Source organism: Kocuria kalidii (assembly GCF_044462225.1).
GTDB lineage: Bacteria > Actinomycetota > Actinomycetes > Actinomycetales > Micrococcaceae > Kocuria > Kocuria kalidii.
Map to the genome: position 1 here is coordinate 24,257 of NZ_JBISWJ010000022.1, position 11,866 is coordinate 36,122.

10 protein-coding genes are annotated in these 11,866 nt (G+C 73.6%); 4 read left to right on the forward strand and 6 right to left on the reverse strand.

The features are described 5' to 3' along the window. Positions 1 to 4 precede the first annotated feature (4 nt). From ACH9D3_RS03210 to ACH9D3_RS03225, 4 genes are all read right to left on the reverse strand, one after another. Positions 5 to 1,675, reverse strand: a complete 1,671-nt coding sequence (locus tag ACH9D3_RS03210) for a peroxidase family protein (protein WP_396409828.1) — start codon at positions 1,673 to 1,675, stop codon at positions 5 to 7. Positions 1,676 to 1,783: 108 nt separating this feature from the next. Further along, entirely contained in the window at positions 1,784 to 2,299 is a 516-nt protein-coding gene (gene lepB / locus ACH9D3_RS03215) for a signal peptidase I (protein ID WP_396409829.1), read from the reverse strand. Beyond that, entirely contained in the window at positions 2,296 to 4,134 is a 1,839-nt protein-coding gene (locus ACH9D3_RS03220; RefSeq protein ID WP_396409830.1) for a multicopper oxidase domain-containing protein, read from the reverse strand. Before ACH9D3_RS03220 ends, lepB begins: the two co-directional genes overlap by 4 nt. A 94-nt stretch (positions 4,135 to 4,228) precedes the next feature. Next, positions 4,229 to 4,792 carry a hypothetical protein gene (locus ACH9D3_RS03225; protein WP_396409831.1) on the reverse strand — a complete coding sequence of 188 codons (564 nt, stop codon included), beginning with the start codon at positions 4,790 to 4,792 and terminating at the stop codon, positions 4,229 to 4,231. 311 nt (positions 4,793 to 5,103) lie between these two features. On the opposite strand from ACH9D3_RS03225, the gene ACH9D3_RS03230 reads away from it, so the two are divergent. From ACH9D3_RS03230 to ACH9D3_RS03240, 3 genes are all read left to right on the forward strand, one after another. Continuing rightward, positions 5,104 to 5,958 (forward strand): AfsR/SARP family transcriptional regulator, encoded by an 855-nt coding sequence (locus ACH9D3_RS03230; RefSeq protein WP_396409832.1) that lies wholly within the window; start codon positions 5,104 to 5,106, stop codon positions 5,956 to 5,958. 155 nt (positions 5,959 to 6,113) lie between these two features. Continuing rightward, the gene (locus ACH9D3_RS03235; protein ID WP_396399736.1) at positions 6,114 to 6,779 is read left to right on the forward strand and encodes a response regulator transcription factor; all 666 of its coding nucleotides are present in this window, start codon (positions 6,114 to 6,116) and stop codon (positions 6,777 to 6,779) included. Beyond that, positions 6,776 to 8,164: an ATP-binding protein gene (locus ACH9D3_RS03240; protein ID WP_396409833.1), complete on the forward strand. Its 1,389-nt coding sequence runs from the start codon at positions 6,776 to 6,778 to the stop codon at positions 8,162 to 8,164. The genes ACH9D3_RS03235 and ACH9D3_RS03240 overlap by 4 nt, the downstream gene beginning before the upstream one ends. A gap of 30 nt (positions 8,165 to 8,194) precedes the next feature. Here ACH9D3_RS03240 and ACH9D3_RS03245 read toward each other — a convergent pair whose 3' ends face one another. Next, positions 8,195 to 9,247, reverse strand: a complete 1,053-nt coding sequence (locus ACH9D3_RS03245; protein WP_396399738.1) for an LLM class flavin-dependent oxidoreductase — start codon at positions 9,245 to 9,247, stop codon at positions 8,195 to 8,197. Positions 9,248 to 9,427: 180 nt separating this feature from the next. Further along, the gene (locus ACH9D3_RS03250; RefSeq protein WP_396409834.1) at positions 9,428 to 10,120 is read right to left on the reverse strand and encodes a hypothetical protein; all 693 of its coding nucleotides are present in this window, start codon (positions 10,118 to 10,120) and stop codon (positions 9,428 to 9,430) included. Positions 10,121 to 10,455: 335 nt separating this feature from the next. On the opposite strand from ACH9D3_RS03250, the gene ACH9D3_RS03255 reads away from it, so the two are divergent. Then, positions 10,456 to 11,847 (forward strand): S-layer homology domain-containing protein, encoded by a 1,392-nt coding sequence (locus ACH9D3_RS03255; protein WP_396409835.1) that lies wholly within the window; start codon positions 10,456 to 10,458, stop codon positions 11,845 to 11,847. The last annotated feature ends 19 nt before the right edge of the window (positions 11,848 to 11,866 follow it).

Below are 11,866 nucleotides of genomic sequence, written 5' to 3' on the forward strand. Positions count from 1 at the left end.
CGGTCTACCCCTCGTCGATCCCGCCGTCGGCGTGCTCGTCCTCGGCGTGCTCGTCCTCGGTCGGCTCACTCTCGAGGCCCTCGGCCTCGGGGAGCTCGTCCTCCCCCGTGCCGACCCCCTCCTGGACGACCCCGGCCATGCGCAGGAGGTCCCCGCAGGCGAAGGACGGGCTTCCGGGGGTCCACCCGGTGGGCGCGTTGAGGAACGACGAGCGGTCCAGGGCGAGGACGCCCAGGATCACCTCGGCGACGATCCGTCCCCCCACCGGTCCCAGCGTCCGCCCGCCCAGCAGCTCGGCCTCCTTCAGCACGTAGAACCACAGCGGGGCCCTGCCGTTCCAGCCGCTCTCCGTCAGCCCGAGCCGGTCGTTGGGGATGGGCGTCACCCCCATGGCCCGGGCGACGTCCTGGCCGGCCGGCAGGCCGAGCCGCTTGCCGCGCAGCAGGTTGCGCTGAGCCAGGTTGAGGATGGCGCCGTCGGCGTGCTTGACCACGGTCGGCGGGAGCTCGGACAGCGGCAGCGCGAGCTTCGTGTCGATGAGCCGGGCCATGTTGCGGTCGTCCGGGTCGCTCATGCCGGGGATCTCGAAGAAGTAGTTCCAGTCGGCCCGCGCGATCGCGGGGATCGGTCGGGAGCCCCGCAGGTCGTGCCCCGGGACGCCGAAGAACGGGATGGTCACCTCGTCGTGCATCTCGTACTCGGCACGGACCATGCTGTGCCCGAACCGGTAGGCCCCCATGGAGTACTCGATGGGCATCATCGGCCGGTGGGGGTTCCCCGGCCTGTAGAACCGCCGGTCCACGGTCACGGCCCCCCGCCGGTCGGTCCGCAGCATGCTCTCGACCAGGGGCCGGCCGACGACGTGGGGCAGGAAGTCGTGCACGATCAGCCACTGGAAGTGCCAGCGGGTCAGCCGCCGGGCCTCCTCGAAGGACGCCCCGGAGTCCACGAACCGGTTGTGCAGGTGCAGGAAGGCCAGGTGCAGCTGGCAGACGATGAGGTTCTCGTCGTTGCGGTGGTCCCCGATCATCGCCGTCCCGTCCGCGCGGCGCGGCAGGTCCGCCAGGCCGTCGGGCGTGCTCCCGATGCGCATCCTCCGCGGGTCCGCCGGGTCGTAGAGCTGCGGGTCGGCCGCCGGCCCCCGCCCGTAGACGGAGCCGAGGTCGAAGTAGGGCGTGTCGAAGTTGGTCAGGCCCTTCGGGTCGACCTGCTGCTGCGACAGCGGGGTCAGGTCGAGGGTCATGTCGTGGTCGATGAACTGGCCCAGGTAGACGAAGCCCGCGGGCATGTCGGGGTTGTCGAAGCCGTCGTTGCTCAGGGACACGTCGCTCAGCGGCGGCGTCCGGTCGATCATCCGGTGCGCGAGGTCCTCCAGCAGGGCGTCCTCGGGCGCGAAGCCGGACAGCTTGGGGAACATGACCCCGAACCGCCCCTCCTTCCTGCGGCCGGCGGTCACCGCGATGTCGGCACCCCGCAGGTGGGCCGACCCGTGGCCGCCGCCGCCCGAGAGGACCGCGCCGGCGGGGGCCGGCCTCCGCGGCGCCGCGTGGACCGGGGCGTCCACGGCCGGCAGGGCGACGAGCCCGGCGGCCAGCCCGGCGAGGACGCCCCGGCGCGAGAGAGCTGATCCGCTCGTCGTGGCGGCCACGGCGGACGCGGTGTCCGAGGGATTCATGGTGGTTCCTTCCGGCGCGGCCCGGTGCGACGGGCCTGGTGTTCGCATCAGTGAATGCCAGTGAAGAGAGCGGGGGTTGGAAAAGCCTTGGACCGGGGCCCGGGGACGTCACGGCCCCGGCGGCAGGAGGACCGTGGCCTCGACCGCAGAGGCGGGGACGCTGCCGTAGTCGCGGGAGTCCACGGACGGGGACCGGTTGTCGCCCAGGACGAAGACGTGCCCCGGCGGCACGGCGACCGGGCCGAACCACGTGCCGTCGATCCGGCTGTGGTCGACGAACGGCTCGTCGACGGGGGTCCCGTCGACGACCAGGACGGAGTCCTCGATGGCCACGGTCTGCCCCCCGGCGGCCACGACCCGCTTCACGGTGCTGTGGCCGTCCCCGGGGTCCGCGAAGACCACCAGGGACCCCGGCACGGCCCGCCCCTCCGGGGAGCCGCTCCGCAGGAGCAGCACCAGGCCGCCCTCGGGCAAGGTCGGCTCCATGCTGTCGGAGACGACGACGAGGGGCTCGACCGCCCACAGCCGGAGGGCGACGACGGACGCGACGGCCAGCAGCGCCGCGGCGGTTCCGGCCCGCCCGGTGCGGGCGCGCCGGGCGGCCCCGGCGGCCGCCGCACTCACTTGGGCTTCTGCCGGCCCCCGCCGGACCTCTTGCCCCGGGTCCGGGTGGGCGACGGGCTCGGGGAGGGCGCCGGAGCGGTGCTGGCCGTCGGCGACGGCGTGGGCGTCGCCGTCGGACTGGGTGACGGCGCGGGCGTCGTCGTCGGGCTCGGCGACGAGGAGGGCGTGGGCGACGCCGTCGGACTCGGGGAGGACGTGGGCGACGGGCCCGGCGCGGGCAGGGGAGCCGATCCGTCGTCCCACGTCGCCGGCGCCGCCGTCATCGGGTCGCAGGGATCGGGATCGTCCTCCTTGAGGCCCACCCGGAACTGGACCATCATGTCGTGGTCCTCGTGGGAGAGGTTGTGGCAGTGGATCATGTACCGGCCCTTGTGCGGGCCGAACTTCATGAGCAGCCGGACGGTCTCCCCCTCGCCCACGTAGACGACGTCCTTCGGCCCGCGCTCGTAGTTGAACGGGGCCCTGCCGTTGCGGCTGAGGATCTGGAAGTCGACGAGGTGGATGTGCAGGGGGTGGTACCACCCGCCCGAGTTGTTCTCGAACTCCCAGATCTCCACGGCGTCCACGTCCATCTCGGCCGCGACCTTCCGGAAGCCGCTGGCGACGACGTCCTGCCAGATGACGTCGTTGATCACCCACATGCCGTTGCTGCGGTCCAGCTCGAAGTGCCGGGTCCGCGTCGACTGCCCGGTCGTCAGGGCCATCACCTCGTTGCGCGGCTCCAGCTGGGCCGGGATCCGGTTCCAGGTCGGGTCGGAGGTGTCCACGGGCTCGTCGACGACGTCGAACGCCATGATCTGGTGGGTGTGGTCGTAGTCCACGTTGTTGTCGTTGGAGAGGTTGCGCAGCTCGATCCGCTGCCCGGTGCGGTACCTGCGGAAGTCGATGAGCAGTTCGTAGCGCTCCGCCCCGGCGTGGCGGTAGTTGTTCACGAACTGGGTGCTCGGCATCAGGCCGCCGTCGGTCGCGACGATCGCGATCGGATCTCCCGTGCTCAGCGTGGGGCGCAGCGACCGGGAGATGCAGGCGTTGAGCACCCGGAACCGGTAGACGCGCTTCTGCACCTTCATGACGGGCCACGGCCGCCCGTTGACGAGCACGACGTCGCCCCACAGCCCCGAGTGGCTGTTGTCGTCGTAGCCCAGCGAGCCGTCCTCCGCGAACATCGCGTCGGAGACGGTGACGGCCACGTCGTACCGGCCCTGGGGCAGCAGCTCCCGCTCGAGCGGGTCGTGCATGTGGTACTGCGCGGCGAGGCCGGAGTAGGCGTTGAGCGCCGTGTAGTGCACGCCGTGGTCGTGGTACCAGAGCGTCCGCGCCGGCTGGAAGTTGGGGTAGTAGTAGTCCTTGTAGAAGCCGGGGTTCGTGACGTCGTTGGCGTAGCCGTCGTACTGCGGCAGGGACGCGGACCCGTGCAGGTGGGTCGAGGTGGACAGGACGTGCCCGTCCAGGGCGTGCGTCGGAGGCAGCTGGTTGCGCACGCGGAGCACCGCCTTCGTCCCCCGGTCGAGACTGATGGTGGGGCCGGGGAAGATCCCGTTGTAGCCCAGGATCGGCGTGGTGAGCCCGGCGCGGGGCAGGATCTGGGCGTCGGCGGCCCGCTCGGTGACCACGTAGTGGTGCACCGGCGCCCCGTCGGCCGGGTCGGTCGTCCGCGCGAGCGGCTGCAGCACCGGAGCCTGGACGAACGGGGTCCGGAAGGGCCGGGGCATCTCGTCCTCGTCGAGCCGGCTCGCGGACTTCGCGTCCACGGACCGCGTGGGGACCATGAGCGAGCCGGCGCCCACGACGCCCAGGCCTCCGAGCAGCAGGACGTTTCTTCGGGTGACGGTCATCGGGCTTCTCCTTCGAGCGGGCTCAGGGGCGGTGTCCCGGGTTCCCGGGACACCGGGTGGGGGTGCGTTCCGGCGGACGGCCGCGCGGGGGCCGTCACCGGGGACCACCTCCGCGGTGGTGGTCGGAGCCCAGGGACAGGCGGGCGTCGCCGGCTCCGTCGAGGGTCAGCTCCAGCGCCCGGTCGGGGACCTCGAGGAGGAGCTCGGCCAGGAGGACGTCCCCCTGCGGAACCGACTGCTCGGCGACGGACGCCTGCAGGACGGGGGACTCGCCCCCGCCGAGGCGCTCCACCACCCAGTCGTCCGCCCGGAAGTCGATCCCGCCCGGCTCGAGCGCGGTGAGCTCGAGCAGCACCCGCACCCGGTGGGTGCCGTCCCCGGCCTCCTCGTCCCCTGCACCGGGGACCGCGTCGCCCTCCGGCAGGACGCCGTTGATGCGGGCGAGCCCCCCGGGCACCGGGGCCACCGCCCCCAGCGGAGCGCCCGGCGCCTCCTCCGGGGCCAGCACGGCACCCCCGAGGACGCCGCCGAGTCCCAGCAGGAAGACCACCGGGAGCAGCCGGCGCCGGCGGACCCGGCCCCCGGGACGGTCCGCACCGGCGGAGCCGGCAGCGGCGCGGGCAGAGCCGACGGCGGTGGGCGTGGCAGAAGTGGTCATGCCAGCACGATGGAAAGCCGACCTTGGGAAAACGTTGCCCGTGCGCGAAGGTGTCGGGGTTCCCGCACGACGACGGGAGGCACCCGTCCCGGACCCCGGCGCCCGCTGCGCGCGACCCCCCAGTTTTGGGGAGGTCTGCACCCCCACGGACGGGGCTGATCCTTTCCCTTTCGCACAGACACACTGGTGTTCACTTTCGGGAAGGGGGACCCGTGGGAACGACAGTTCGTGGGGGAAGGACAGGTGGACAGGACGCACGGCTGTGCGTCCGCGTCCTCGGACCGCTCGAGGTGCACCGGGGGGATCGCACCGTGACGCCGAAGGAGCTCGGCGGGCCCAAGCAGCGGCAGATCCTGGAGGTCCTGCTGCTGCGGCTGGGCACACCGGTGTCCAAGGACCGGCTGATCGAGCTGCTCTGGGGGGACCGGCCACCGGCCGCCGCCCTGCAGAACCTCGAGAGCTACGTCAGCGTGCTGCGCCGCGGCCTGCAGCCCGGAGCCGGCCGGAGCGGACCGCTGCGCACCGCCAACGGCGGGTACGTGATGGACGGGTCCGCGGTGGACCTCGACGTGCACCGCTTCGAGCTGCTGGTGGAGCAGGCCCGCCACCGCCCCGCCGACCGGGCGTATCCGCTGTGGTGCGCCGCCCTCGACCTGGCCGTGGCGCCGCTGCTGGAGAACGAGCTGCGCTGCGAGTGGGTGGAGCGGCAGCGGGAGCTGCACGCCGCCCGGGTGCTCGAGGCCCGGGTCTCGGCGGCCGAGACGGCCCTGGAGCTGGACCGGCACGGGGAGGCGGTGCAGCACGCTCGCACGGCGCTCGAGGAGGACCCGCTGCACGAACGCGCGTGGACGGTGCTGGTGCTCGGGCTCGAGCGCTCCGGCCGCCCGGTCGAGGGGCTGCAGGCCTACGACCGGTGCCGCAGGGTCCTGGACCAGGAGCTGGGGTGCGCACCGGCGGGCGCCGTGCAGGCGGCGCACGCGCGCATGCTGCGCAGCACCGCCGCGGCCGGTGGCGAGCTGGGACAGCTCCTCTCGGCCCTGCTCGTGCTCCACGGCCAGCTCGGCGACACGGACTGGATCCCCGGCGCGCAGTCACCGCCGGCGCGCGAGCAGGCGGCCCTGGTCCTCCAGGCCTTCCTGGGGCGCTCCCTGGGCGTCGCGGCATAGAGCGGAGCCCCATGCGACCGCACGCGCGAAGGCCCCAGAGGGCGAATCCCCTTGTCAACCCCCGAAGTGGCTACATCCGCCCGTTTGGTACTGCGAATTCGCGATCGGCATACTACCGGTACGTAGTTCAGGGGATGCCGGGGGGCTGGTCCGAGATGGCCGACGGACAGGGTGAGGAGTGCGATCCGCGCACCTCGATACTGGTGGTCGACGACCACACGACGTTCGCGGAGCTGCTGACCGGCGCGCTGAGCCAGGAAGCGGACCTGCGCAGCATCGGGGTGGCGAAGGACGTGGACTCCAGCGTCCGCCTCTGCCGGGCGCTGCGCCCCGACGTCGTGGTCATGGACTACCACCTCGCCGGCGGCGACGGCGTGACGGCCTCGGCGCGCATCCTCGCGGAGCTGCCGCGGACGCGCATCGTGATGCTGACCGGCGACCCGGCGCAGCACGTCCTGGAGGCCGCGGCGGACACCGGGGTGTGCGCCTTCCTGCCCAAGGACGGCTCGCTCGCCACGCTGCTCGAGACCATCCGCAGCGCCCGCTGCGGCACGATGTCCGTCCACCCGTCCCTGCTGACCGCGGCGGCCCCGGGCCGCCGTCCGGCGGCGGCCGCGCCCGTGCTGACCCAGCGGGAGATGCAGGTGCTGCGACTCATGGCCCAGGGGCACAGCGTGGGCCAGAACGCCCGGCTGCTCAGCATCACGCCGAACACCTGCCGCGGCTACGTGAAGGCCATCCTCGCCAAGCTGGACGCGCACTCCCAGCTGGAGGCGGTCGCGGCGGCGGCTCGGCTCGGACTGCTCGCGGAGCACCGGTGAGACGCGTGCTCCCGCGCCCGGACCGCACCGCGCCGCCGCCCGCCGACCTCCTTCCGGCCTGGCCGCCCGCCGCCCCGCCCCCCGCGTCCGACCGGTCGGAGGTGCGGTCGGCGGTCCGGCGGTTCCTGCTGGCGGGACTGGTGGTGCTGCTCGTCGCCGCGCTGCCCGCCTCGTGGTGGATCCGCGCCGTCGCCGAGGAGCACGCCGTGGACCAGGTCCTGCGGATCACCCAGCGGCTCGCCCACTACGCCGTCGCCCCGCTGATCACCGACGACCTCCTGGCGGGCGGGGCGGCCGCCACGGCGCAGCTGGACGTGCGGCTGCAGCCCTGGCTGGACGACGGGACCATCCACCGCATCAAGATCTGGGACCAGGACGGCACGATCGTCTACTCCGACGAGCACGAGCTCATCGGCCAGAACTTCGGCCCGGTGTCCTGGGACAGCGCCCTGCTCGCCCGGGGCGAGGGCGTCGCCGCGGTCGAGCACCAGGAGGGCACCGAGAACGCCCACGAGGTCGGGGCCGGCCGGCTGGTCGAGGTCTACGTGGGCCTCGTGCCGGCCAACGGCGAGCAGCTCGTCTTCGAGGCGTACTACGACGACGCGATCGTGCAGCAGGAGCAGCGCTCGGTGCTCATGGGCATGGCCCCGGCGATCCTGCTGATCATGGTGCTGCTCCAGCTGGCGCAGCTCGCCCCCGCGGTGGGGCTGGCGCGTCGGATCCAGGCGCACCGGCAGGCGCGGGCCCAGCTGCTCCAGCACGCCGTGGACGCGGCCGAGCTCGAGCGGGTCCGGGTGGCCCGCGACCTGCACGACGACGTGATCCAGGACCTCGCCGGGCTCTCCTACGCCCTGGAGGCCCAGGAGATGACCGCTCCTGTCGAGCAGCGCGGGATGCTCGGCCGGACCCGCTCGATCCTGCAGGGCAGCCTGCGCACCCTGCGCGGGATCACCACGGCGCTCTACTCGCCCGACCTGCTGACCCTCGGCCTGGCGCAGGCCATGGCGCGCCTGGCGGACCCGCTCGCCCAGCGGGGGATCGACACGAGCGTGCAGGTCGACCCCGCCGTGCTCCTCACGCCGGAGCAGGAGGCGATGTTCCTGAAGGTGGCGCGGGAGGCCCTCGCCAACATCTCCAAGCACGCCCACGCGTCCACGGTGACCCTGCACCTCGGCGTGGAGCACGGGGCCACGGTGCTGTCGGTCAGCGACGACGGCACCGGCTTCGACGGCTCCCGCGGCTCGCCGGAGGGCCACCTGGGACTGCGCATCATGCGGGACATCGCCGACGCCGCGGGGGCCGCCCTCGAGATCCGGTCGCGCCCGGGCGTGGGCACCACGGTCCTGGTCGCCCTGCCCCACGACGCGCTGACGAGCAGCTCCTGAGCCTCCCGGCGCCGCCGTCCGGGACGGGTGCTACGCGGTGGCGCCCTCGGGCAGGTCGGCGGCCATGTCCTCGACGCAGCGGCGCACCTCGGTGCCGTACAGCTCGATGCTGCGCATCATCCGGGCGTGGTCCAGGGTGCCCACCGCGTACTTGAGGTCGAAGCGGGAGGCGCCCAGCGCCGCCGAGGAGCGCACGATCTTGCGGGCGACCGTCTCCGGAGAGCCCACGAAGTAGGCGCCCTCCGGTCCGCACATCGCGTCGAACTCCGAGCGGGTGAGCGGGCCCCAGCCGCGCTCCCGGCCGATCCTGTCGTGGGTGTAGGCCTGGTGCGGGAAGAACTCCTCGCGGGCCTGCTCGTCGGTCTCCGCCACGTAGCCCGGGGAGTGGAAGGCCACCGGCTGCGCCTCCTTGCCGAGGTGCCCGAGGGCCTGGCGGTAGTAGTCGGCGAAGGGCGCGAAGGCGGCCGGGCTGCCGCCGATGATCGCGAAGATGACGGGCATCCCGTAGTGCGCGGCGCGCACCACCGAGTTGGGGGAGCCGCCCACGGCGATCCACGTGCGCAGTGCGCCGGCCTCGGTCTTGGGGTGCACCTCCAGCCCCCGGATCGGTGCGCGCAGGCGGCCCTGCCAGTCGATCCGGCCCTCGGTGCGCAACCGGTCGAACAGCTCCAGCTTCTCCTCGAACAGCGCCTCGTACTCGTCGAGCGGGTAGCCGAACAGCGGGAAGGACTCGGTGAAGGAGCCGCGGCCCAGGATGACGTCGGCGCGGCCGGAGGAGAGGGCGTCCACGGTGGCGAAGCGCTGGTAGACGCGCACCGGGTCGTCGGAGCTGAGCACCGTCACGGCGGAGCCCAGGCGGATCCGGTCGGTGACCGTGGCGATCCCGGCGAGCACCGTCTCGGGCGAGGAGACCGCGAAGTCCTCCCGGTGGTGCTCCCCGATGCCGAAGAAGTCCAGGCCCACCTGGTCGGCCAGCACCGCCTCGGCCACGACGTTGCGGATCACCTGTGCCGCGCCGAGCATCTGCCCGTCGGGCCCGGGGTAGAGGTCGCCGAAGGTGTTGAGGCCGAGCTGGATGGTCATGCGGATCTCCTGGTCGCCGATTTTGTGGATGCATCCATAAAACTTGTCCCCCGGCGCGCTTATTCCTCCGCGGCCCCGGCACCCGCCCCGGTCCTGCGGCCGCGGCGGCCGAAGGAGCCGAGGGGGACGGCGGAGCCGAGGGGACGAGCGGGACGGCCGCCGCGGCAGCGCCTCCCGGGCTCAGCGGGCGAGCCACTCCCAGGCCGTGTGCTTCTCCGGACCGGGGACGCCGCTGACGATCCACGCGACGTCGTCCGTGGAGAGCGGGAACGGCGGCGCCCCGTCCTGTTCCGCGGCCGGCTCGAGCTCGTCCACGTGGTCGAGGCTCCACAGCTCGGCGAACACCTGCGTGGGGCCGCGCCGGCCCACCAGTCGCTCACGGACCTCCTCGGCCAGCTCCTCCAGGTGGTCCTGCAGGAAGCCGGAGAGCTCCGCCGAGAACCCCTCGGCCCCCAGCTCCGCCGGGTCGACCTCCCACGTCCGTTGCACGACCGCCAGGACCTCGACGTCGTCCAGGGGGGCGCCGTCCCGGCGGGGGTCGGGCACCTCAGCCGGTGCCGGCTCACCGGCGGCGACGGCCAGGAAGCGCTCCTGGAGGGCGAACAGTGCGGCGACGGTCATGAGGTCGAGCACCCGTCGACCGACCTCGTCGTCGCCCCTCGGGTCACCGCCCTCCCCGGAGGTGGAGGCCGGGCCGTCGAGGCCCTCCCAGGCGTGGCGGACCCAGGCCCGGACGCGGTCCGGGTGCGCGGAGCGGATCGAGGACGGGCGCCAGCCGGCCGTCGCCGCCCGCCACCGGTCGTCCAGGGCGGGCTCCCCCGGCACGAGGGGCTCGGAGGGGCCGGGGCGGTCGGCGCTCGGGTGGCTGAACACGGGGCACTCCTGGTTCGGGCGGGACGGTCCGGGTCCAGCGTAGGACCTCGCCCCGCCCGGGCGCCGCGGCGGCCCGGCACCACGCCCCGTGCGGCCCCCGGACGCCCGGGGCACGGGATGCCCCGGGCCGGGCGCACGGACGGCCCGCGTGGACGTTCGTCCAGACCACCGCGCCATATGTCGTCGATGTCCCGGACCCCCTGGTCAGGACGGACTTCCATCTGTTTACATATGCAATGTCCACTGGTTGGTGGACAGCTGGTGCGTCTCCGGGCTGGAGCCGACACCGGTTCCCCCCGGCACCTCCCCCGGTGCCTCCCAGAACGGAACGCGCTATGACCCCCCACATCGCGCGGCGGTTCCGCACGGCCTCACGGCCCCTCGGTGCGCTCGCCGCCGTCCTGTCCCTGTCCCTCTCGTCCCTCGCCCTGGGCACCGCGCCCGCCGCGGCCGCGGAGACGCCGAGCACCGGGTTCACCCGCGACTTCACCGCGCCGAACGGGCTGAGCTCCACCTACAACCTGTACGCCGACGGCATCGACCGCTCGAAGCCGGTGGGCGTGGCGTTCTACTTCGACGGCGACGGCCAGTACTGGGCCCAGCGGCCGACGGGGTCGGTGGTGCGCGACATGGCCCGGCACGCGGCCGCGCGCAACATGGTCCTGGTCGTGCCCCTCTCCCCGGACCGCTACGGCAGCCGCACCTGGTGGGAGAGCATCGACGCCAACGGGGACTGGTTCCGCGCCCTGTCCGGCCACCTCGTCCAGCGCTACGGCCTGGACACCGGCAGGGTGTGGCTGACCGGCTACTCCGGCGGCGCGCAGTTCATCACCAAGGAGGTGCTGGCCGACCGGCAGAACTGGATCCGGGGCGGCGGCGCGGTGGTGATCGGCGGCGGCGGCGCTCGGGGGATGCAGACCGCTCCGTCCGCGGCCGTGAAGTCCCTGCCGATCCAGTGGGTCACCGGCGCGGACGACGTCGCCGGCGCCACGCAGCCCCCGAGCTGGTCGGCCCTGGCCGCCGCCCGGGGCGGGCAGGCGAGCTACGCGGCCCAGGGCTTCACCCGCACCAGCCTCCAGGTCCCCGCGGGCGTCGACCACCACGCCTACGACCACGACGCCCTGTTCGCGGCGGCCCTGCGGACGCACGGGAGCTCCGCCGCCCCCGTGGCCCCGGGTCCGTTCAAGGACGTCGTGGCCTCCCACGCCTTCGCCACCCAGATCGCGTGGGTCAAGGACCGGGGCGTGCTGCGCGGCTGGTCCGACGGCACGTTCCGCCCCACCCAGGAGATGTCCCGCTCCCAGGTGGCCGCCGCCCTGTACCGTCTGGCCGGCTCCCCCGCCCACACGCCGCCGCGGGTGTCCCCGTTCGCCGACGTGCCCACGACCCACGTCTTCTACAAGGAGATGTCGTGGCTGCACGCCAGGGGCATCTCGACCGGCTGGTCCGACGGCGGCACGCGCTACTTCAAGCCCGGCCAGAAGGTCGCCCGGGACCAGATGGCGGCGTTCTTCTACCGCCTGGCCGGCTCGCCCGCCTACACGCCGCCGCGGGTGTCACCGTTCGCCGACGTCTCGGCCGGGCAGGGCTTCTACCGGGAGATGGCCTGGCTGCACACCACCGGCATCTCCAAGGGCTGGAACGACGGCACCTACCGGCCCGGCGCGGGCACCAGCCGCGACGTGATGGCGGCCTTCCTCCACCGGTACGTCCAGCACCTCGGCTGAACCCGGGGTCCGCCCGCCG